The organism is Pseudomonas sp. NPDC098740 (assembly GCF_044760065.1).
GTDB lineage: Bacteria > Pseudomonadota > Gammaproteobacteria > Pseudomonadales > Pseudomonadaceae > Aquipseudomonas > Aquipseudomonas rossensis.
In genome coordinates this window covers 163123-184604 of sequence record NZ_JBIWAM010000013.1, presented here as the reverse complement: position 1 = coordinate 184604, position 21482 = coordinate 163123, and the positions used below count along the sequence as shown (strand labels likewise).

At 60.6% G+C, this 21482-nt stretch carries 24 protein-coding genes and 1 pseudogene; 11 read left to right on the top strand and 14 right to left on the bottom strand.

The genetic code is table 11. The features are described from left to right. Window positions 1-294 (top strand): transposase (locus ACIQU2_RS18005; protein ID WP_403143005.1); only part of this gene is annotated, 294 nt, incomplete at its 5' end. A 391-nt stretch (window positions 295-685) separates the two neighbouring features. Here ACIQU2_RS18005 and ACIQU2_RS18000 read toward each other — a convergent pair. The 6 genes and pseudogenes from ACIQU2_RS18000 to ACIQU2_RS17975 form a co-directional block, all read right to left on the bottom strand. Further along, window positions 686-1924, bottom strand: coding sequence for a heme biosynthesis protein HemY (locus ACIQU2_RS18000; RefSeq protein ID WP_309676540.1), 1239 nt, complete (start codon window positions 1922-1924; stop codon window positions 686-688). Next, the gene (locus ACIQU2_RS17995) at window positions 1921-3072 is read right to left on the bottom strand and encodes a uroporphyrinogen-III C-methyltransferase (RefSeq protein ID WP_347804158.1); all 1152 of its coding nucleotides are present in this window, start codon (window positions 3070-3072) and stop codon (window positions 1921-1923) included. Before ACIQU2_RS17995 ends, ACIQU2_RS18000 begins: the two co-directional genes overlap by 4 nt. Before the next feature lie 16 nt (window positions 3073-3088). After that, window positions 3089-3856, bottom strand: a complete 768-nt coding sequence (locus ACIQU2_RS17990) for a uroporphyrinogen-III synthase (RefSeq protein WP_403143002.1) — start codon at window positions 3854-3856, stop codon at window positions 3089-3091. After that, window positions 3853-4794, bottom strand: coding sequence for a hydroxymethylbilane synthase (gene hemC, locus ACIQU2_RS17985; RefSeq protein WP_129440084.1), 942 nt, complete (start codon window positions 4792-4794; stop codon window positions 3853-3855). The genes ACIQU2_RS17990 and hemC overlap by 4 nt, the downstream gene beginning before the upstream one ends. A 137-nt stretch (window positions 4795-4931) precedes the next feature. Then, window positions 4932-5678, bottom strand: coding sequence for a LytTR family DNA-binding domain-containing protein (locus ACIQU2_RS17980; RefSeq protein WP_046045093.1), 747 nt, complete (start codon window positions 5676-5678; stop codon window positions 4932-4934). Then, window positions 5675-5791, bottom strand: a pseudogene (locus ACIQU2_RS17975) (sensor histidine kinase); the annotation flags it as partial. The gene ACIQU2_RS17980 and the pseudogene ACIQU2_RS17975, both read right to left, overlap by 4 nt. A gap of 346 nt (window positions 5792-6137) precedes the next feature. Between ACIQU2_RS17975 and argH the strand changes: the two are divergent. Further along, window positions 6138-7532, top strand: coding sequence for an argininosuccinate lyase (gene argH, locus ACIQU2_RS17970; RefSeq protein ID WP_403142997.1), 1395 nt, complete (start codon window positions 6138-6140; stop codon window positions 7530-7532). A gap of 119 nt (window positions 7533-7651) precedes the next feature. On the opposite strand, the gene ACIQU2_RS17965 is transcribed toward argH, so the two are convergent. Continuing rightward, entirely contained in the window at window positions 7652-8311 is a 660-nt protein-coding gene (locus ACIQU2_RS17965; RefSeq protein WP_403142994.1) for a glutathione S-transferase, read from the bottom strand. Window positions 8312-8435: 124 nt separating this feature from the next. On the opposite strand from ACIQU2_RS17965, the gene ACIQU2_RS17960 reads away from it, so the two are divergent. The 3 genes from ACIQU2_RS17960 to ACIQU2_RS17950 all read left to right on the top strand — a co-directional run bounded on the left by ACIQU2_RS17960 (window position 8436) and on the right by ACIQU2_RS17950 (window position 12246). Continuing rightward, complete coding sequence (locus tag ACIQU2_RS17960) at window positions 8436-8732, top strand: hypothetical protein (protein WP_046045090.1); 297 nt, start codon at window positions 8436-8438, stop codon at window positions 8730-8732. 216 nt (window positions 8733-8948) lie between these two features. Next, window positions 8949-9194 carry a TIGR02647 family protein gene (locus ACIQU2_RS17955; protein ID WP_403142992.1) on the top strand — a complete coding sequence of 82 codons (246 nt, stop codon included), beginning with the start codon at window positions 8949-8951 and terminating at the stop codon, window positions 9192-9194. A gap of 205 nt (window positions 9195-9399) precedes the next feature. Further along, window positions 9400-12246 (top strand): class I adenylate cyclase, encoded by a 2847-nt coding sequence (locus tag ACIQU2_RS17950; RefSeq protein ID WP_403142990.1) that lies wholly within the window; start codon window positions 9400-9402, stop codon window positions 12244-12246. A 7-nt stretch (window positions 12247-12253) separates the two neighbouring features. Here ACIQU2_RS17950 and rnk read toward each other — a convergent pair whose 3' ends face one another. From rnk to cyaY, 3 genes are all read right to left on the bottom strand, one after another. Then, window positions 12254-12664, bottom strand: a complete 411-nt coding sequence (rnk, locus tag ACIQU2_RS17945; protein ID WP_309676548.1) for a nucleoside diphosphate kinase regulator — start codon at window positions 12662-12664, stop codon at window positions 12254-12256. Between the two features lie 294 nt (window positions 12665-12958). Then, the gene (locus tag ACIQU2_RS17940) at window positions 12959-13177 is read right to left on the bottom strand and encodes a DUF1289 domain-containing protein (protein ID WP_403142987.1); all 219 of its coding nucleotides are present in this window, start codon (window positions 13175-13177) and stop codon (window positions 12959-12961) included. A gap of 4 nt (window positions 13178-13181) precedes the next feature. Beyond that, window positions 13182-13514 (bottom strand): iron donor protein CyaY, encoded by a 333-nt coding sequence (gene cyaY / locus ACIQU2_RS17935; protein ID WP_403142986.1) that lies wholly within the window; start codon window positions 13512-13514, stop codon window positions 13182-13184. Between the two features lie 239 nt (window positions 13515-13753). On the opposite strand from cyaY, the gene ACIQU2_RS17930 reads away from it, so the two are divergent. From ACIQU2_RS17930 to ACIQU2_RS17905, 6 genes are read left to right on the top strand one after another with little or no spacing between them, the layout of a single operon-like run. Next, window positions 13754-13927 carry a lipoprotein gene (locus ACIQU2_RS17930; protein WP_075946461.1) on the top strand — a complete coding sequence of 58 codons (174 nt, stop codon included), beginning with the start codon at window positions 13754-13756 and terminating at the stop codon, window positions 13925-13927. Between the two features lie 9 nt (window positions 13928-13936). Continuing rightward, a complete protein-coding gene (gene lysA / locus ACIQU2_RS17925) occupies window positions 13937-15184 on the top strand; it encodes a diaminopimelate decarboxylase (protein WP_403142984.1) in 1248 nt (415 codons plus the stop codon). 4 nt (window positions 15185-15188) lie between these two features. Next, window positions 15189-16019 carry a diaminopimelate epimerase gene (gene dapF / locus ACIQU2_RS17920; protein WP_403142981.1) on the top strand — a complete coding sequence of 277 codons (831 nt, stop codon included), beginning with the start codon at window positions 15189-15191 and terminating at the stop codon, window positions 16017-16019. A 13-nt stretch (window positions 16020-16032) separates the two neighbouring features. After that, window positions 16033-16758, top strand: coding sequence for a DUF484 family protein (locus ACIQU2_RS17915; protein ID WP_403142979.1), 726 nt, complete (start codon window positions 16033-16035; stop codon window positions 16756-16758). A 2-nt stretch (window positions 16759-16760) separates the two neighbouring features. Further along, a complete protein-coding gene (gene xerC, locus ACIQU2_RS17910) occupies window positions 16761-17660 on the top strand; it encodes a tyrosine recombinase XerC (protein WP_403142976.1) in 900 nt (299 codons plus the stop codon). Continuing rightward, window positions 17657-18364: an HAD family hydrolase gene (locus tag ACIQU2_RS17905; RefSeq protein WP_403142974.1), complete on the top strand. Its 708-nt coding sequence runs from the start codon at window positions 17657-17659 to the stop codon at window positions 18362-18364. The genes xerC and ACIQU2_RS17905 overlap by 4 nt, the downstream gene beginning before the upstream one ends. 185 nt (window positions 18365-18549) lie before the next feature. Here the strand turns inward: ACIQU2_RS17905 and sutA are convergent, their stop codons facing one another. From sutA to glnK, 4 genes are all read right to left on the bottom strand, one after another. Next, window positions 18550-18870 carry a transcriptional regulator SutA gene (sutA, locus tag ACIQU2_RS17900; protein ID WP_223429536.1) on the bottom strand — a complete coding sequence of 107 codons (321 nt, stop codon included), beginning with the start codon at window positions 18868-18870 and terminating at the stop codon, window positions 18550-18552. A gap of 102 nt (window positions 18871-18972) precedes the next feature. Further along, complete coding sequence (locus ACIQU2_RS17895; RefSeq protein WP_007989493.1) at window positions 18973-19398, bottom strand: secondary thiamine-phosphate synthase enzyme YjbQ; 426 nt, start codon at window positions 19396-19398, stop codon at window positions 18973-18975. A gap of 215 nt (window positions 19399-19613) precedes the next feature. Then, entirely contained in the window at window positions 19614-20951 is a 1338-nt protein-coding gene (locus ACIQU2_RS17890; RefSeq protein ID WP_403142971.1) for an ammonium transporter, read from the bottom strand. A 35-nt stretch (window positions 20952-20986) separates the two neighbouring features. After that, window positions 20987-21325, bottom strand: a complete 339-nt coding sequence (gene glnK / locus ACIQU2_RS17885; protein WP_002555808.1) for a P-II family nitrogen regulator — start codon at window positions 21323-21325, stop codon at window positions 20987-20989. Window positions 21326-21482: the final 157 nt, after the last annotated feature.

The window sequence follows — 21482 nt, the reverse complement described above, 5'->3', positions numbered from 1 at the left end:
GACCAGCACAGCAGCGGGCAGACGGTCCGGCTGGGGGACATGACCAAGCGAGGTGATGTTTATTTACGCAGCCTGATGATCCAGGGAGCCCATGCAGTACTGCAACAACTACGACCTGATTCCCAGCAACCCGATGACCGCCGCTTGTTGCGCTGGATGAGCCGACTGGGCCGTAAGGAGGCTGCGGTCAGGCTAGCCAACCGTAACCTGCGAATCGTCTGGGTGCTTCTACAGAATGACCAGACTTATCGTCGCCAGGCTGGTGATGGCCAGCAAGCGACGATGAGCCACTGAGCGACAGAGTTCTGCCACCGAGGTACTAACTGTCCGGCCCTTTGCTGAAAAAAAATTGACCCCAGGTAAGACCGGCGTGGATTGATGCCTTAGCTGCTACTGGCCTTCGAGGCCTGACTGTAATCGGCATACCACGAGCTCTTCCAATTTTGGCCAGAAGCCGAAGACGGCTTCCTCGAATAGGCCTGATACATAGATGCAACGGGGCGGCGGTTTTTCAAAAGCGGGTAGACAGTGGGGGCGAGTCCATACATAGCAGCTGGCGCAGCCTGCGTTCGGCTGCGCAGCAGTCGTCCAAGTTTATGCGACTCGCCTGACCAAACCGTGGTGTCTGTTTTGCGACTGCTGCGCAGCCGAACGCAGGCTGCGTCAGCTGCTACAGGGGCAGGAATCACGCGTGAACAGGAACCGGCAACGGTGCCGCCAGCAAGCGCTCGTCCAGCAAGCCCAAGCCCTCCTGGAACAACTGATTGCTGCGCTCGGTGTCACCCAGCTGCGCCAGCAGCCGCGCCAGTTCCGCACAGGCTTCCGGGTTGCGCTGCACGCGCAAGCTGCTTTCCAGATAATCCCGGGCCTTGCCCCAAAGGCTGCTTTGCAGACACAAGCGCCCCAGGGTCAGCAGCAGGCTCGGGTCGGCCGGATGATCCTTGAGCCAGCCCTCGGCGGTGTGCAGTTGACGTGCCGGATCGCTACCGCGAACGAGTCCGTAGAGGCGCGCCAGATGACTGTCATAGTTGCGCTTGAGAGCCGTCCGCAGGATCTCTTCGGCCTCGACCTGAGCACCCAGTTGCCGAAGTTGCTCGGCATAAGCGAGCACCAGTTGCGGCTCCTGGCGTTGAGCTGAGGTCAACTGCTGCCAGGCGCGATTGAGCGATTGCAAGCCGACCGTCCCGTCTTCTTCCTGATGCGCCGCCAGTGACAGGTTCTCACCCCAGGCCCGGCGTTCCAGTTCGGCCAGTTCGGCCGGTGGCAGGACCTTGTCCTTGCGTAGCTCCGGCAGCAGACGAATCACGGCCGACCAGTCGCCCCGCTGTTGGTGCAAGCGCTGCAACTGGCGCAAGGTCTGGACGTTATGAGGATGACGCTCGTGCATGGCTTGCAGGGTCACCAGGGCGCCTTCGGTATCGCCGCGGTCGGTCTGTAATTGTGCGTGGCTCAGGGCAATTGCCAACTCTGCCTGAGGCTGTCGCTCCAGAGCGCGCTCCAGCAGGTTGTCGCTTTCCTCGTATTGACCTTGTTCGTTCGCGGCCCGGGCAGCGCCGAGGTAGTAAAGCAAAGGCTGGCGCTCGGCTTCCGCTGCCCGATGCAGATGACGCTGCGCACTGGCCCAGCGACCTTCGGCCAGATCCAGCTGACCGTGTTCAATTGCCACCTGCACACGGCGACTGCGATTGCGCCGCGACCATGGATTGACCACGCCACTGGAGGTCGTCACCAATTCGATCAACGCCTTGATGCCCCAGAACACCAGCCAGAGCACGGCGACCAACGCCAGGGTTGCCCACAGGCTCGATTCGTAACGGAAGCTTTTGTAGGCGATCAGCACGTAACCGGAATGCTCGGCAATCGCCAGCCCCAGCGCGGCAGCAGCGGCGATCACCAGGAACACGATCACATAGAGGCGTTTCATGGCGTCGCCTCCTGAGCGGTGTCCGCGGCAGGTTTGGCCATCGGTTTGATCGAGTCCTCGGCGTTGACATTACGCCGCTCCAGATACCCCTGAACCGCACTCAGCGTGCCGGTCAGGTCTGGCGTGACAACGGTGACCGGTTGCTTGCTCAACTCGCCAACCTGCTCAAGCATCACTTTGCTCTGAGGGTTGTCCGGATTGAAGTTGCCCTTGAGCACGTCCCGCGCTTCGGCAAGCGCCTGGGTATAAACCGCGGCCTGGCCATTGAGCGCGGCCCATTGCGCCTGCTCCAGCGCCAGGCTCAGGGCCAGGCGCACCTGGCTCAGGCTCTGCCCGGCCAGCAACGGACGCACATTCTTGTCGGCGTTAAAGTCGATGCGGATGTAGCGCGAGACCTGATCCCACCATTGCGCCCAACGACTGGCGCCGTCGCCATCAGCGGTGAGACCCAACAGGGATTCACCCCGGTCCTTGTACTCGGGTGCCAGCTCGGTGAGGCTGATCACCTGATCGCGCAGCGCCCCCAGTCGCAGGAACAGACCGGTGCGATCCGGCTGTTGGGTGCTACGCAATGCCACCAGCGTTTTGGCCACTTGCTCGCGAGCGGCAAAGGAACCCGGGTCGTTCTGTTCGCGCAGAATTTCATCGGCGCCCTGCACCAGGGCCTGGGCACTGCTGATGTCCTGCAACGCGGAAAGACGCAAGCTGGCCAGACGCAGCAGGTGCTCGGCCTCGGCCAGACGCCAATCCTTGCGGCTGGCGCCGAGAACCGTTTCCAGACGTTGATTCAAGCGTTGCTGATCGCCTTGAAGTTGAGTGACCAAACGACTGCGCGCATCGAGCTCGTCGGCGGCAGGCATTTGTTCCAGGCGAGCAGTCAGGCGTTGTTCATTGAGCTTCAGGTCCTGCGCCTGATCGTTCAATGCCTGGACCTGACTCAACTGCAGTTGAGTATTGGCTTGCAGGTGACGCACCTGCCAGACTCCCCAACCGCCCACGGCGACACCGGCAGCGCCCAGCAGCAGCGCGACGATTGCCAGCCCATTGCCTCGGCGCTGCGCTGCAGCAGGCCCAGTTTCAACCGGTGCTTCAACCGGTGCATCGAGCACTGGCTGGACGTCATCTTTAGGCAAGGCTGTTTCGCTCACGTATCCATCCTTTGCATTAGAGAACGGGTCCGGGATGCTCCCGTAACGCCGTCAGCAAAGCCGCGGCACTGGCGCCACGACAATCCACAACTGTTTGGGCCCCGGCGGCACGTGCCAGCTCGGCGACCCGGGGGCTTGGAACAAACAACGGCAACCGCGCCAATTGCGGCCAGGCATCGCCGGCCAATTGATGCAGGTGCTCAAAACCCTGTCCACTGCTGACCACCAGCCCGTTCAAGCGTTCCGCTTCGATCCGGTCAGGCAGCGCTGCCGGCGGGTAGTGCGGCAGGTCGCGGCGGTACAACTCCAGATACTCGACACTAGCACCAAGCTCGCGCAAACGCTCAGCCAGCAACTCGCGCCCGCCCTCCCCGCGCATGATCAGCACGCGCGGATCGGGCCGCGCGATTGCCTCGCGCAACTGAGGAAGTTCAAGCAAGGCTTCGCTGTCATCGCCATCCAACGGGAAGCGGATGTCCAACCCGCGATCCTCGAGGATCTGCGCGGTGGCTGCGCCCACGCTGAACCACTTCAAACGAGGGGGTTGCGGCCGATACCGGTCGAGCAGATCCACAGCAATTCTGGCGGCCGGTTTGCTGACCACGATCACCGCGCAATAGCGATCCAGACCCTGAATCACCTCGCGCATTGTGTCAGAGACAGGAATCGGCTCGATCTCCAAAAGCGGCAAACTACTGCTGAAAATCCCCTTTTCGGCCAAAAGACTGCTTAGCGCCGCCGACTCATCCGCGGGACGCGTCAGCAGCAGGCGCCAGCCCGTCACTCGTGACCTGCCTCGCCGTAGACCGCTTTCAGGATGTCGTTGGCGCCTTGACTCAGCAGGTCTTCAGCCACTTGCACGCCCAAGGCTTCGGCTTCGCTACGTGGCGCACGAGCCTCGGCGCTGAGCAGCAGACCGCCGTTCGGATCACCAACAAGACCACGCAACCAGATCTGCTCGCCTTCAAGCACGGCATAGCAGGCGATCGGCACTTGGCAGCCGCCATTCAAATGTTTGTTGAGAGCACGTTCGGCGGTCACGCGGGTGGCGGTGTCCTGATGGTGCAGCGGTGCCAACAGCGCGTGAATTTCGCTGTCGACGCTGCGGCATTCGATACCCACCGCGCCTTGGCCACCGGCCGGCAGACTGTCATCGACGCTGATGGCCGAGGTGATGCGATCTTCAAAGCCGAGACGAATCAGGCCGGCAGCAGCGAGGATAATGGCGTCGTATTCGCCGGCATCGAGCTTGGCCAGGCGCGTGTTGACGTTGCCGCGCAGGAAGCGAATTTCCAGGTCCGGACGACGGGTCAGCAACTGGGCCTGACGGCGCAGGCTGGAGGTGCCGACGATGCTGCCTTGCGGCAATTCGTCCAGGCTGGCGTAGGTATTGGAAACGAAGGCATCACGCGGGTCTTCTCGCTCGCAGATGCAAAACAGACCGAGACCTTCAGGGAAGTCCATCGGCACGTCTTTCATGGAGTGCACCGCGATGTCGGCTTCGTTTTCCAGCAGCGCGGTTTCCAGTTCTTTGACGAACAGGCCCTTGCCGCCGATTTTCGACAGTGGCGAGTCGAGCAACTTGTCACCGCGACTGACCATGGGCACCAACGTCACGAGCAGACCCGGATGGGCCTCTTCCAGACGAGCTTTGACGTATTCGGCCTGCCACAGGGCGAGTGCACTTTTACGGGTGGCGATGCGGATTTCGCGAGAGGACATGGATCAATCCGTACTGAATAGATACGGCGGATAATAACAGCTCAGCCAAATCCACTTTGACTTGTATCAGAAACCGCGTGGCCTCCCTGGCCCCAGGCATCCAGCAACCGGGATGAAACCCGCCCGTAAATGGCGGATTAAAGCTGTTGCATCATCTTGCGCACGCCGGCCACATGCCGTCGGCTGACGATCAGGGCGTCGCCGTTCAAGCCTTTGAGGAACAGCTGAAAATGCCCCAGAGGCGTGCGCTGCAGGCGTTCGATGCGTTCGCGGGCGACCAGCGCGTTGCGGTGGATTCGCACGAAGCGGTCGCCAAATTCATCTTCAAGGGCCTTGAGCGGCTCATCCAGCAGCACTTCGCCGCCTTCGTGGCGCAAGGTCACGTATTTGTGATCCGCAATGAAGTAGACCACCTGACCCAACGGGATCAGTTCGATACCTTTACGGGTACGGGCGCTGATGTGGCTGCGCGGGCCGCTGCCACTTTCGGCGGCGGGACGGGTCAGGGCCGCGAGCTGGACGCGATTGGGCCGCTCGGCTTTTTTCAACGCTTCATGCAATTGTTCTGTACGCACAGGTTTCACCAGATAGCCTACGGCGCTGGCCTGTAAGGCTTCCACGGCAAATTCATCGGGCCCTGTGCAAAACACCACGGCGGGCGGGGTTTCGCGTTCGCACAATCGTGCAGCCACTTGCAGGCCATCGAGACCCGGCATGCCAATATCGAGCAGCACGATATCGGGTTTGTGGCTGTCGATCAGAGCCAACGCCTCATCGCCGTTCGTGGCGCTAGGCTCCAGGACACTGTATCCCTCGAGTTCGCCAACCATTCGGCTCAGGCGCTCGCGGGCAAGGGGTTCGTCATCAACGATCAGGACATTCATATTGCGCTGGATTCCTGCGTGAGTCTCGCACAAGGATAGCGTAGACAGGTGAAGTGACGTCCGTCACCGCGATCCACGCTAAGACTAGCGCGAGGGCCAAAAAGTGCCGCCCGTCCGACGGCTAAATTTTCATCTGTCGTGCGTTTGGCGGCCCAGGCCCGCGTTGGCGAGGCATCGCCGTAGGGTTTGTTGATACACAATATGAACACCCCCTCTTCTTATAGTCAGCTGCAGCGTCTGGAAGTGCGCTGATCCTACTGTCCAACTGTAGACGGTTGCCGGCACGATATTGCGCAATTGAAAAATATCGTTGCGCAAATCCCCTCGGCGTTGATTCGAGTATGGACCGCCACCTGAGAAAAAAACGTATCGACCAGTGTCAGCGACAGGATTGGCAACCCTGTTATTATTCGCGACAGCTTTCTACGCCATCTTTCTTCAGCCGACACGAGCGAATTCATGAGCACTGACAAGACCAATCAGTCCTGGGGCGGCCGCTTCAGTGAACCCGTCGACGCCTTCGTCGCCCGCTTCACCGCCTCCGTCACTTTCGACCAGCGCCTGTATCGCCACGACATCATGGGCTCGATCGCTCACGCCACGATGCTGGCCAAGGTCGGCGTGTTGACCGATGCCGAGCGCGACAGCATCACTGATGGCCTGAAGACCATCCAGGGTGAAATCGAGGCCGGCCAGTTCGACTGGCGCATCGACCTCGAAGACGTGCACATGAACATCGAGGCGCGTCTGACCGACCGCATCGGCGTCACCGGTAAAAAGCTGCACACCGGCCGCAGCCGTAACGACCAGGTCGCCACCGACATCCGCCTGTGGCTGCGCGACGAGATCGACCTGATCCTGAGCGAAATCACCCGCCTGCAAAAAGGCTTGCTGGAGCAGGCCGAGCGCGAAGCCGGTAGCATCATGCCCGGCTTCACTCACCTGCAAACCGCACAGCCGGTAACCTTCGGGCACCACATGCTGGCCTGGTTCGAGATGCTCAGCCGCGACTACGAGCGTCTGGTCGACTGCCGCAAGCGTACCAACCGCATGCCACTGGGCAGCGCCGCACTGGCGGGCACCACCTACCCGATCGACCGCGAATACACCGCTCAACTGCTGGGCTTCGACGCCGTGGGCGGCAACTCGCTGGACAACGTGTCCGATCGTGACTTCGCCATCGAATTCTGCTCGGCCGCGAGCATCGCGATGATGCACTTGTCGCGCTTCTCCGAAGAGCTGGTGCTGTGGACCAGCGCGCAGTTCCAGTTCATCGATCTGCCGGACCGTTTCTGCACCGGTAGCTCGATCATGCCGCAAAAGAAAAACCCGGACGTTCCAGAGCTGGTGCGTGGCAAGACCGGTCGCGTATTCGGCGCACTGATGGGCCTGCTGACCCTGATGAAAGGCCAGCCCCTGGCCTACAACAAGGACAACCAGGAAGATAAAGAGCCACTGTTCGACGCTGCCGACACGTTGCGCGACTCGCTGCGGGCCTTTGCCGACATGATCCCGGCGATCAAACCCAAGCACGCAATGATGCGTGAAGCAGCCCTGCGCGGCTTCTCCACCGCCACCGACCTGGCCGACTATCTGGTACGTCGTGGTCTGCCGTTCCGTGACTGCCACGAAATCGTTGGCCATGCCGTGAAGTACGGCGTGGAAAGCGGTAAAGACCTGGCGGAAATGAGCCTGGAAGAGTTGCGCAAGTTCAGCGACCAGATCGATCAGGACGTGTTTGCCGTGCTGACCTTGGAAGGCTCGGTGAATGCCCGTGACCACATCGGCGGGACTGCGCCGGCACAGGTCAAGAAGGCGGCGGCTCGCGGCCAGGCATTGCTCGCCAGCCGTTAAAAGCATCGCGGGCAAGCCCGCTCCCACAAGGATCTCCGACTGGCCAAAATCTATGGCAGACAGAGAAACCTGTGGGAGCGGGCTTGCCCGCGATGACTGACTTCAGAGCACTACAAAACCTACTTTTTGGACGCGATCATCTCCAAAAACGCTGGCATTGCCGCGTCCTTGTCCTTCGCAATCCGCTGCACATTCGGATTTTGCCCCAGACGTTCCAACAGCGCCTTGGCCGCCGGCATCTCAGCCAGCAAATCCAGGTCAAACAGCTTCTGCGCCACCGCACAGGCCAGCGGCACGCTGTAGAGGAAATACAAATCCGCAATGCTCAGGCTGTCACCTGCCACATAAGGGGCGAACTTGCCGTGCCTGCCCAGTGAGGCAAACCCCAGCAGCAACTCGGCTTTGGTCTTGTCCTTGATCGCATCCGGCACAGTCATGCCGAAAAATGCTTCGGCGTAGCAGGCACGCCCCGGCAATTCGATGTACAGCTCGATTTCCTTGGCCAGTGCCAGGACCTGCGAACGCTCAAAGGGATCGCTCGGCAACAACGACGTGCCTTTCTGGCTGTGTTCGAGGAACTCGAGAATCACGCTGGTTTCGTTGACGAAACCCTGTTCGACACCCAGCACCGGCACCTTCCCGCGCGGGCTGACGGCTAATGCCTCGGGGCTCGGCCCCGGGTAAAACAGTACCTCTTCAAACGGCAGTCCCTTCTCGAGCAGCGCCAGCTTGACCATGTTGTAGTAGTTGCTGACGGAAAATCCATAAAGCTTGAGCATTACATAGCCTCCAGGCCGTGCGGGGTTGGCAGGTGCCTTTTATAGAACGCCGCGACGTTTCTTGCCAGCAGCATCACAGCGCTGAATGCAGGTAAACTGGCCGCCTTAACTTGAGGAGCCTGCCATGAGCGAGCCAACCCCCGGCATCAACAACGACGACATCGACGAAGAAGAGTTCGCCGAAAACACCCTGGTCGAAGCCATCGAAAACCAGATCGAAAGCGACAATCCGCCAGCCGCCAAGGCAACCTTCAACAAGCTGACATTGGTGGGTTACGAGCGTGAAGAAATCCTCAATCTGATGGCCCACGTTCTGGCCGTGGAAATCGACGCGATCCTCGAAGAAGACCGCGCGTTCAACACTGAATGGTATGAAGCCGCGTTGCGTGCATTGCCAGAGTTGCCGCCGGAAAAGAAATAAGATCAAAAGATCGCACCTGTCGAAGGCTGCGATCTTTTTCAATTCAGGCAACCGTTTCTCAGACTCTGACTACACTGAATCCACCCCGCTGCCGCACCACCCACCGGGGAATGCTTCCCAAGGCGAAAAAACCCTGTCGCGAGCACTGGACATGCCGCCCGAGTGGGATCACCTTAGGGACGCTGTCGTCCAATTCCTAGAAAGTCTGGAGTCCTTATGTCGCTTACCCCTGAGTTGGTTGCCGAACTGGAAATCCTCGCACTCTTCAACCTGGACAGTTCCCAGGAAGGTTTGAAAATTCATCAGACCGCTGCCCCGAAAGCCATTGCCGCCGCCCAAAGACTGTTCGACAAAGAACTGATCACCCAACCAGATGGTGGTTATCTGACCAGCCTGGGCCGTGACGCCGCGCAAAATGTGCAAGCCGTTCTGACCATTCTCAACGTCCGGGAAACTGCCTGAGCATTACCGTAGCGCCCACGGAAACCCCTGCTACGGGATTTCCGCGGGCACATTTCGTTACCTGCCTGTTACCTGCCGTCGCCCCGCGATAAAAATCTGACGCCAGAAAAACAAAATCAGCTTAAAAGTCCTGGAGCCGAGGCGCTAAACTGCCCCTCATCCGCAGACACCCACGTCTGCGCCCCGCGAGCCGGTTTGAGCTGACATGACCCGCACCCATGAAATCCGCCCCGATCTGGACGAGGGAATCGACCGCAAGGTTCTCAGCCAGCTGCGCGCACGTTTTCTGAAGCTCAATGAAGGCCGTATGGCCCGCGCCATGGAAGGGTTGTCGACCCGCCAGCAAGCGGTGCTGACCTTGTTGCCGCTGTTTTTCCACGTCAATCATCCGCTGTTGCCGGGGTACGTTTCGGGCAGCACGCCAGCCGGGCTGTCGAATTACGAACCCGACGCCAACACCCTCGCCGAAGCCCAACGCCTGACCCGCTCGTTTTCCTATAAGCCCCGCCACGGCAGCAATCCGCCGCGACCGATTCACGGCTTGTTCCTGATGGGCAGCCTCGGCACCCTCGCTCAGGCCGACCAGAGCGACATGGATGTATGGGTCTGCCACGGGCCGGACTTGAGCGAAAGCGAGCTCACTGAACTGCGCAAAAAATGCCAGCTCCTCGAAATCTGGGCTGCCAGTCAGGGCGCCGAGGCGCATTTTTTCCTGATCGACCCAACCCGTTTCGTACGCGGCGACCGTGATACGCAACTGAGCTCGGAAGACTGCGGCACCACCCAGCACTATCTGCTGCTGGACGAGTTTTATCGCACCGCTATCTGGCTGGCCGGACGCACGCCCGTCTGGTGGCTGGTGCCGGTCTACGAAGAAGCGAGCTACGACCGTTACACCCACACCCTGATGTCCAAGCGCTTCATCCGTGCCGACGAAACCCTGGACCTGGGGCATCTGGCCTATATCCCGCCGGGGGAGTTCATCGGCGCCGGACTCTGGCAGTTATTCAAGGGCATCGAGTCGCCGTACAAATCGGTCCTCAAACTGCTGCTGACCGAGGTCTATGCCAGCGAACACCCCAAGGTTCATTGCCTGAGCCTGCGCTTCAAGCAAGCGGTGTTTGCCAATCGGCTCGACCTTGACGAGCTGGACCCGTACGTCGTGGTCTACCGACGCATCGAGGAATACCTCACCGCCCGTGGCGAGCCGGAACGGCTGGAGCTGGTACGCCGGGCGTTGTACCTGAAGGTCAATCGCAAACTCACCGGCAGCAGCAGTCGCACTCAGAGCTGGCAGCGTTCGTTGCTCAAACGCCTGGCCCACGAATGGCAGTGGGATCATCGTCAACTGGCCCTGCTCGATAGCCGCAGCCAGTGGAAAGTCCGTCAGGTCAGCTCTGAACGCAGGGCCTTGGTCAACGAGCTCAATTACAGCTATCGCTTCCTGACCCAGTTCGCCCGCAACGAACAGACCGTCAGCCTGATCAACAAGCGCGACCTCAACGTGCTGGGTCGACGACTGTACGCGGCCTTCGAGCGCAAGGCCGACAAGGTCGAGTTCATCAACCCTGGTATCGCCCCGGATCTGGCCGAAGACACCCTCACGCTGGTGCATGCGCCGAACAAAAAAGAATCGGGTCAACCTCAGTGGGGTTTGTACAACGGCAGTCTGACGGCCCTCGAGTGGGAGCATTTCGCACCGATCAAGCGCAGCCGCCAATTGCTGGAACTGTTGACCTGGTGTCACCGCAATGGCGTGATCGACAGCAGCACTCGCCTGGCCTTGCATCCCGGCAGCAGCGACCTGAGCGAGTTCGAACTGTTCAACCTGCTCGGCAGCCTGCAACAGAGCATCGTCCTGCCGCTGACGACCGTCGCCGAAGAACCGTTACTGCGCGCCAGTGTGCCGAGTGAAGTGCTGATTCTGGTGAACGTCGGCGTCGATCCACTCAAGCACCACCGCGACCTGAACATCCTGATGACCACCGAGCGCACCGACTCCCTCAGTTACGCCGGCGTCCGGGAAAACCTGGTGCTGACCCTGGATCAGGTCACGCTCAATAGTTGGAACGAAGTGCTGGTCAACCGCTTCGACGGCCCCCACGCACTGCTCGACTGCGTGCGCGATTACCTCAACAACCTGCCCGACGGGCTACAACAACCCACGTTGCGAGTTCGTTGCTTCTGCCACAACCGCGCACAGTTCATCGCCCGGCGGGTCGAAGAGATCCTCGACACCGCGCAGAACCTGCTGCTGAGCAAACTCAATCATCGCTACCTGATTCAGGTCCAGCAGCACTACCACGTGTTGGAACTGGTGCCTGGCCAGGTCAATCATGTCGCCCTCGCCACGCTGCCGGCGCTGGTCAATTACCTGGGCGAAGAGCTGGCAAGCTACAGCCCGCTGCACCTGGACCCGATGGCACTGGAAGACCACGACCTGGCGCTGGTCCTGCCGATGGGCCAGCCCGATTGCATTCAGGTGTTTTACCGGATCAACGAATACCGCGCCGACCTGTACGTACTGGATGAATTCAATGCCCTGTGGCAGCAGCGCTTGCCCTATCACGACGAGCAAAGCCTGCTGGTGCCGTTGCAACGTTTCCTGCAATCGATCCAGTACCGGCGCGACGCCTTGCTGTCGATGGACGTCGCCCAGCCGCTGAGCCTGGACACCTTGTACTACCAACTGCTGCCCTCCGGCCCTGTACGGGCGCGTCGGGTCGAATCCCGGCCAGCGCCGCAAACCCCGGTCAACAAACCGTTCTACGACGTGCAGGCGATTGTCGGCAAAGCCGCACCAGGACAGGTGCAAGTCACGTTGTATTGCAATCAGCGGGAGTTTTCAGAGCTGGAACATGGCGACCAACTGTTCAGCGTGGTCGCCCGGGAAATCGTCGAGCAGCGCCGTGAAACCGAACGCTATCGCTGCTACATCACCGACCTGGACCTGTCGGGCCTGCTCGGTGATGGTCAGAGTTCAAGCATTTTGTATTTGCGCTACAAGGCTGACCTGGAGCGCGCATTGAACGAGGCGCTCGAGCAGGTCTGAGGGAACGTCATTCCGGGAAGGCGCCGCCATTGGCAGGCTGCGATTCAACTTCCAGCAGCGTCAGTTTGAGCGTCTTGCCGCCCGGAGCCGGCCAGTCGATATGCTGACCCACCTTCAGGCCGAGCAAGGCACTGCCCACCGGCGCCAGAATGGAAATCTTGCCTTCGTCGGCATTGGCATCCTTCGGATAAACCAGCGTCAGGTGATAGTCCTTGCCACTGCCTTCTTCGCGGCAATGCACACGGGAATTCATGGTCACGACATCGGCGGGTACTTCATCGTGACCGACCAGGGTATCGGCGCGGTCCAGTTCGGTTTGCAGCGCGATAACGCCCGGCAGCGTGTCATCCAGGCTGTCGATCAGGCGCTCCAGACGTTGCACGTCCAGACGGGTAAGGGTAATTGAAGGTGCGGTCATGATTTGGGCAGACTCCTTTCTTCTGCACAGAAAAAGCAAAACCCCGCCAGAAAAAGGCGGGGTTTTCACGAGCCTCGATGAGTTGAGGCGTACCCGGACACTATCACAGCTCAATAAATATACAAGTCAGGGCGACGACACACTTTTGTAGCAGCTGGCGAAGCCTGCGTTCGGCTGCGCAGCAGTCGTAAAACCTGAGTGCCCGGTATTCCTGATACACCTTAGCGCCTGATCTCACGACTGCTGCGCAGCCGGACGCAGGCTTCGCCAGCTGCTACAGATCGCGCTACGGCTTCAGGCGGAGGTTTTGCGCTCTGCCGCATGGGCACATATCACACGCCGCCGATCGTCATCGGCCGAGCGCCATTCGCGGATGTCTTCGACATGGCGAAAACACCCAAGGCAGACCTTCTGCTCATCCAGCCGACACACACCGCTGCACGGCGAAGCCACCGCCGGGCTGACGTTGCTGTAGAGCGGTTTGGGCGGACGAACGGGCGCAGGCTGGGTCACGATCTCACAGACCTTCGAAATCGAGCTCGGCGTCAGCTTGCTGCTTGACGATGCGCTCGAGCATCTCGCCTAGTTGTTCGTCGCTCTTGTCACACATCCAGCGCTTGCTCTCTTCGTCGTAATCGAAGTGAAAACCACCCGACACGGCTGCCAGCCACAGCTGACGCAAGGGCTCCTGACGGCTGAAGATCAACTGGCTGCCGTTTTCGAACTTGACGGTGAGCACACCGGCCGAGCTCTCCAGATCGATATCCAGGCCACACTCGTCAAAAATATCCTCCAGCGTCTGCTGGGTGGCATCGACCAGATCGTGGAAACGGGCTTCAGTCAAACTCATTGCGGGAACCTCAAAAAGTGTCTACTCACGCTCAAGCGCCGCAAGATACGGGCGAGCCCCGGTGATTGCAAAGGATAACGACCAAGGGCCCGATAGCGTTACGAAATATCCGTGTACCGCGCAGGACAAGTTACCGCGCTACGGCCCAAGCCCCGCCGGACGGGAGCCCCGTCGCATAGGCAAGCTGCCGGGTGGCCGGTATACTCCGGCGCAATTAACGCATTTTCAAGGATTTCGCCATGAAGCGCCTGATCTCTTCCCTTGCTGCGCTCCTCGCGGTTGCCTGCCTTGTGTCGGCCTGCGGTCAAAAAGGCCCGCTGTACCTGCCTGACGATTCTCAGGATCCTGCCGAGCAGGCTCAGTCCTCGCAAAAGCAGCCGTCGAAAGCACACAAGCACGACGTCTACCAATAAGGGAACGCCATGGACGCTTTTAACTACCGTGACGGTGAGCTGTTCGCGGAAGGTGTTGCCCTGTCCGCCATCGCCGAACGCTTTGGCACACCGACCTACGTCTACTCCCGTGCACACATCGAAGCCCAGTACCTGGCTTACGCCGATGCGCTGGCCGGCATGCCGCACCTGGTCTGTTTTGCGGTCAAGGCCAACTCCAACCTGGGTGTACTGAATGTCCTGGCGCGTTTGGGCGCCGGTTTCGACATCGTCTCCCGTGGCGAGCTGGAACGCGTATTGGCCGCTGGCGGCAGCGCCGACAAGATCGTGTTCTCCGGTGTCGGCAAGACCCGTGATGACATGCGTCGCGCCCTGGAAGTCGGTGTGCATTGCTTCAACGTCGAATCCACCGATGAGCTGGAACGCCTGCAACTGGTCGCCGCCGAGCTGGGCGTTCGCGCGCCGATCTCGCTGCGCGTGAACCCGGATGTCGACGCCGGCACTCACCCGTACATTTCCACCGGTCTTAAAGAGAACAAGTTCGGCATCGCCATCGCCGACGCCGAAGACGTGTACATCCGCGCCGCCCAACTGCCAAACCTGGAAGTGGTCGGTGTCGATTGCCACATCGGTTCGCAACTGACCACCCTGCCGCCGTTCATCGATGCCCTCGACCGCCTGCTGGGCCTGGTCGACCGCCTCGGCGACTGCGGCATTTATCTGCGCCACATCGATCTCGGTGGTGGTTTGGGCGTGCGTTATCGCGATGAAGAGCCGCCATTGGCTGCCGACTACATCAAAGCCGTGCGCGAGCGTCTCGACGGTCGCGACCTGGCGCTGGTGTTCGAACCGGGCCGCTTCATCGTCGCCAACGCCGGCGTGTTGCTGACCCAGGTCGAGTACCTCAAGCACACCGAACACAAAGACTTCGCCATCGTCGACGCGGCCATGAACGACCTGATCCGCCCGGCGCTGTACCAGGCCTGGATGGACGTCACCGCCGTGCGCCCGCGCAATTCCGTTGCCCGTGCCTACGACATCGTCGGGCCGATCTGCGAGACCGGCGACTTCCTGGCCAAGGATCGCCAGTTGGCCCTGGAAGAAGGCGACCTGCTGGCCGTGCATTCGGCCGGTGCCTATGGGTTTGTCATGAGTTCCAACTACAACACCCGCGGCCGTGCCGCTGAAGTGTTGGTGGACGGTGATCAGGCATTTGAAGTGCGTCGCCGTGAGACGGTAGCCGAGTTGTTTGCTGGCGAAAGCCTGCTGCCGGAGTAAAACCATGCTGCTGCGTTTTACCAAGATGCACGGCCTGGGCAATGACTTCATGGTCCTCGACCTGGTCAGCCAGCATGCGCACATCCTGCCCAAACACGCCAAGCAATGGGGCGATCGGCATACGGGTATCGGTTTCGACCAGTTGCTGATCGTCGAAGCGCCCAGCAACCCGGACGTGGATTTCCGCTATCGGATCTTCAACGCCGACGGCTCCGAAGTGGAACAGTGCGGCAACGGTGCGCGCTGCTTCGCGCGATTCGTGCTCGACAAGCGCCTGACCGCGAAGCGGCAGATCCGCGTCGAGACCAAAAGCGGCATCATCGAACTGGATATCCGCAGCGACGGGCAGATCGGTGTCAACATGGGCGCACCGCGCCTGGTGCCGGCCGACATTCCGTTCGACGCGCCGGAACAGGCCCTGAGTTATCAGGTTGACGTCGGCGGCACTACGGTCGAACTGGCCGCCGTGTCCATGGGCAACCCCCATGCCGTGCTGCGGGTCAGCGATATCAACAACGCGCCGGTGCATGAACTGGGGCCGAAAATCGAAAATCATCCGCGCTTCCCGGCGCGGGTCAATGTCGGTTTTCTCCAGGTCATCGACCGCAACCGTGCGCAGCTGCGCGTCTGGGAACGCGGGGCCGGGGAAACCCAGGCCTGCGGAACCGGCGCTTGCGCTGCCGCAGTGGCCGCGATCAGCCAGGGGTGGATGGATTCGCCGCTATTGATCGACCTGCCCGGCGGGCGTCTGTCCATTGAATGGGCAGGCCCTGGCCAACCGGTGATGATGACCGGCCCGGCAGTGCGCGTTTATGAAGGACAAGTGCGTCTTTGAGAGAGTCGAATCCATGAAAGATAAGCCCCTGGTTCCCGCCCTACAGCCCGACGAATCCCCTTCCGAAAGCCTTGAGGCGGCGGCGATTGCCGCGTACCTGGAGGCTCATCCGGATTTCTTCGTCGAGCATGAAGAACTGCTTGCAACCTTGCGCATTCCGCACCAGCGCGGCGACACCATTTCGCTGGTCGAACGGCAGATGACCATCCTGCGCGACCGCAATATCGAGTTGCGGCATCGCCTCTCGCACTTGATGGACGTGGCCCGCGACAACGACCGCCTTTTCGACAAGACCCGCCGCCTGATTCTCGCGCTGATGGACGCCACCAGCCTGGAAGACGTGGTGATCAGCGTCGAAGACAGTCTGCGCCAAGACTTCCAGGTGCCCTTCGTCAGCCTGATCCTGCTGGGTGACAACCCGATGCCGGTCGGCCGCTGGGTCACTCATGCCGACGCGCAAACGGCCATCGGCGGTTTGCTCTCGGAAGACAAAAGCGTCAGCGGCAGCCTGCGTGAACACGAACTGGACTTCCTGTTCGGCGAAGAACAGCGCAAGCAGATTGGCTCCACCGCCGTCGTCGCCATCAGCTACCAAGGCATCCACGGCGTCCTGGCCATCGCCAGCCGCGACCCGCAGCACTACAAGAGCTCGGTGGGCACGCTGTTCCTCAGCTACATCGCCGAAGTCATGGGCCGCGTGCTGCCACGGGTCAACACCTCCCTGCGCTCGGTACGCTGATCGTGGAACGGCAACTGGACGCTTACTGCGAACACCTGCGCAGTGAGCGGCAGGTGTCGCCTCACACGCTGTACGCCTACCGCCGCGACCTCGACAAAGTGCTGGGCTGGTGCGTCAAACAGAACATCAGCAGTTGGGCGGCCCTGGACATCCAGCGCCTGCGCGGCCTGATCGCACGCCTGCACTCACAGGGCCAATCTTCGCGCAGCCTGGCGCGGCTGCTGTCGGCGGTGCGCGGGCTCTATCACTATCTGAACCGCGAAGGCCTCTGCGATCACGACCCGGCCAACGGCCTGGCGCCGCCGAAGGGCGAACGTCGGCTGCCAAAAACCCTCGACACCGACCGCGCGCTGCAACTGCTTGAGGGCGCGGTGGAGGATGATTTCCTGGCGCGGCGGGATCAGGCGATTCTGGAACTGTTCTATTCCTCAGGTTTGCGGCTTTCAGAACTGACCGGGCTCAATCTGGATCAGCTGGACCTGGCCGACGGCATGGTTCAAGTGCTCGGCAAGGGCAGCAAGACCCGACTGCTGCCGGTCGGCAAGAAAGCACGCGAAGCGCTGGAGTTGTGGCTGCCGCTACGGGCCATGACCAACCCGGCGGACGACGCGGTGTTTGTCAGCCAGCAAGGCCGGCGCCTCGGCCCACGGGCGATTCAGGTGCGTGTTAAAGCCGCTGGCGAGCGCGAGCTGGGACAGAACCTGCATCCGCACATGCTGCGGCACTCCTTCGCCAGCCATTTGCTGGAGTCGTCCCAGGACCTGCGGGCGGTTCAGGAATTGCTCGGTCACTCGGACATCAAAACCACCCAGATCTACACCCACCTGGACTTCCAGCACCTGGCGACGGTTTACGACAGCGCCCATCCACGGGCCAAACGCATCAAAGGCGATGAGTCATGAGAATCCAATTGATCACCTTCGACCTCGACGACACCCTGTGGGACACCGCCCCGGTGATCGTCAGCGCCGAAGCCGTACTGCGTGAATGGCTGACCGAGCATGCACCGAATCTGGGCGCCGTGCCGGTGGAGCATTTGTGGGCGATTCGCGAGCGGATCCTGAGCAGTGAGCCGGGCCTCAAGCACCGCATCAGCGCCCTGCGCCGCCGCGTCTTGTTCCATGCGCTGGAAGAAGCCGGTTACAGCCATGATCAGGCCGCAGACCTGGCCGATCAGAGTTTTGAAGTGTTTCTGCATGCCCGGCATCAGCTGGAAATCTTCCCGGAGGTGCAACCGACCCTCGAGACGCTGGCCAATCACTACGCCCTCGGCGTGATCACCAATGGCAACGCCGATGTGCGCCGGTTAGGGCTGGCGGACTACTTCAAGTTTGCCTTGTGCGCCGAAGACATCGGCATCGGCAAGCCGGATGTGCGACTGTTTCATGAGGCGTTGCAACGGGGGGGGGCGACGGCTGAAACGGCCGTGCATATCGGCGATCATCCGGGTGACGACATTGCCGGCGCCCAGCAGGCGGGATTGCGGGCGATCTGGTTTAACCCGGCCGGCAAGGTTTGGGAAGCCGAGAAGGCACCGGATGCCGAGATTCGCAGCCTGAGCGAGTTGCCGGCGTTGTTGGCTAGGTGGAATACGACCTCAGCCTAATACAAAACCTGTGGGAGCGGGCTTGCCCGCGATAGCGGTGTGTCAGGCGACAACAATTGTGAATGTGACGTCGCCATCGCGGGCAAGCCCGCTCCCACAAGGATCACCGCAGACTTCAAATTTTGTTTCACCCATGAAAAAGCCCGCAGCGACGGCGGGCTTTTTCAGCAAGCAAGGGCAGGCGCTTAGATAGGCCGGCTGCCGTACTTGTTGTCAGGCTTCTTGGGCGGATCGGCGACCACATTGGCCTCCACTTCCTGCACCTTGCCGCCCTTGGCCAGGAACTCTTCCATGGCCCGCGCCAGAGCATCACGCTCCTTGTTTTTCGCTTCGACGCTCGGCAGCTCATCGACCGATACCGCTGCCTTGGCTTTGCCTTTGGCGGTCGGAACGGGCGCTTCACCGCCATCGTCGTCAGCAACGTCTTCCGCTGCTGTTTCCAGACCTTCTTCGGTTTCGTCGTCGCCTACTTCGAGGTCGTCGTTTTCCAGATCATCGTCGCTCATGTTCTACCTCATGACTTGCGAAAAGCAGATTAGTTATAGCCCAGCTTCGCCATCTGTCGACGGCCGCCGGAAAAAATTCAACAACCGCTGGCAACCAGCGGTTTATGCCCCTTCACCGTGCACGGTGGCGAGGACTTTACGGGCACCGCCATGATCACGGTGCTCGCCCAGATAAACGCCTTGCCAGGTTCCCAGCGCCAGTCGGCCTGCCGAAATCGGCAAACTGAGCTGACAGCCAAGCACGCTGGCCTTGAAGTGCGCCGGGAGGTCGTCCAGGCCTTCGTCGTTATGCTCATAGCCGTCTGTTCCTTGTGGGATCAGACGATTGAAAAATCGTTCGAAGTCGCGACGTACCGCCGGATCGGCGTTCTCGTTGATGGTCAACGACGCCGAGGTATGCTGCAGCCACAAATGCAAAAGACCGACCCGACATGCCTTGAGTTCAGGCAGGCCGGCGAGTAACTCGTCCGTTACCAGATGAAAGCCCCGGGGCCTCGCCCGCAGGGTAATCAGAGTCTGTTGCCACATACAGTTCTCCGCACGTTCGGGGCGCATTCTAGCGCGCTCTGGGAAAAAACAAAGGCCCTAATATTCCTTCAATCATGTAAGCCATTGGCCGCAGAAAAACGCCCGTCGTAAACGCCACTAAACGTGTACGAAAAAACCTTTCAGCAGTTCCTTCACTGACAAACTCCAGACAAAAAAATGCCCGGCAAGCCGGGCAAGTTTTTTTGTGCGCGTACTTACAAGTTGTAGCCGCGTTCGTTGTGCAGTGCCAGATCGATACCGACCGCCTCTTCTTCCTCAGTGATACGCAGACCCATGACGGCGTCCAGGACCTTGAGGATGATGTAGGTGACGATCGCGGTGTAGATCACCGTGAAGCCCACGCCTTTCATCTGAATCCAGACCTGTGCACCGATGTCGGTGACGGTGCCGAAGCCACCCAGGGCCGGAGCGGCGAAGACACCGGTCAGGATCGCGCCGAGGATACCGCCGATACCGTGTACGCCAAAGGCGTCCAGGGAGTCGTCATAGCCGAGTTTGCGTTTCAGGGTAGTGGCGCAGAAGAAGCACACCACGCCGGCTGCCAGACCGATGACCAGAGCGCCCATCGGGCCCACGGTGCCAGCGGCTGGCGTGATTGCAACCAGACCGGCCACAACACCCGAAGCGATACCCAGAGCACTTGGTTTGCCGTGCGTGATCCACTCGGCGAACATCCAGCCCAATGCAGCGGCGGCAGTTGCGATCTGGGTGACCAGCATCGCCATACCGGCAGTGCCGTTGGCCGCAGCAGCGGAACCGGCGTTGAAGCCGAACCAGCCAACCCACAGCATTGCAGCGCCCATCAGGGTGTAACCGAGGTTGTGCGGCGCCATCGGGGTGGTCGGGAAGCCTTTGCGCTTGCCCAATACCAGGCAGCAGATCAGACCGGCCACACCGGCGTTGATGTGCACCACGGTGCCGCCAGCGAAGTCCAGAACGCCCCAGTCCCACATCAGGCCGCCGTTGCCGGACCAGACCATGTGCGCGATTGGTGCATAAACCAGGGTGAACCAGATGCCCATGAAGATCAGCATGGCGGAGAACTTCATCCGCTCGGCGAAGGCACCGACGATCAGCGCAGGGGTGATGATGGCGAAGGTCATCTGGAAGGTGATGAACACCGCCTCAGGGAACAGCGCCGCGGGACCGGTCAGGCTCGATGGCGTGACACCGGCAAGGAATGCCTTGCCCATGCCGCCGAAGAATGAGTTGAAGTTGACGACGCCCTGCTCCATGCCGGTGGTGTCGAACGCGATGCTGTAGCCATAAATGACCCACAGGATGCTGATCAGACCGGTAATGGCGAAACACTGCATCATCACGGAAAGAATGTTTTTGGAGCGAACCATGCCGCCGTAGAACAGAGCGAGGCCGGGAATGGTCATGAACAGCACGAGGGCTGTCGAGGTCATCATCCAGGCAGTGTCGCCGGAATTGAGGACTGGGGCCGCCACTTCGTCTGCCGCCATAGCCAGGCCGGGCATTACGAGGGACAACAGGGCTCCTAGCCCTGCGAATGTACGCAGAGTCATATTGTTTTCTCCTGGGGCGTTGGGTGTGTGGCGGCTTAGATTGCGTCGGTATCGGTTTCGCCGGTACGGATGCGAATCGCCTGTTCCAGATTGACCACGAAGATCTTGCCGTCACCGATCTTGCCGGTGTTGGCAGCCTTGGTTATCGCCTCGATAACCCGGTCAAGATCCTTGTCGTCAATGGCGACATCAATCTTCACCTTTGGCAGGAAATCGACCACGTATTCCGCGCCGCGATACAGCTCGGTGTGACCCTTCTGCCGACCGAAGCCTTTGACTTCAGTAACGGTAATGCCCTGCACGCCGATCTCGGACAGCGACTCGCGTACGTCGTCCAGTTTGAACGGCTTGATGATGGCAGTGACTAGCTTCATGAAAACTCTCTCCCGAATTGGTGGACTTGCCCCAGGAAAACAAACCCGACTCAAGTCTAAGCGCAGTGCCTGGCTTTGTAACGCATCGTCGGCCTTACCTGCCCGTCCGACGCCTGCTAACCACTCCGCACGAAACACTTCCCCCGTTCCGCTTGGC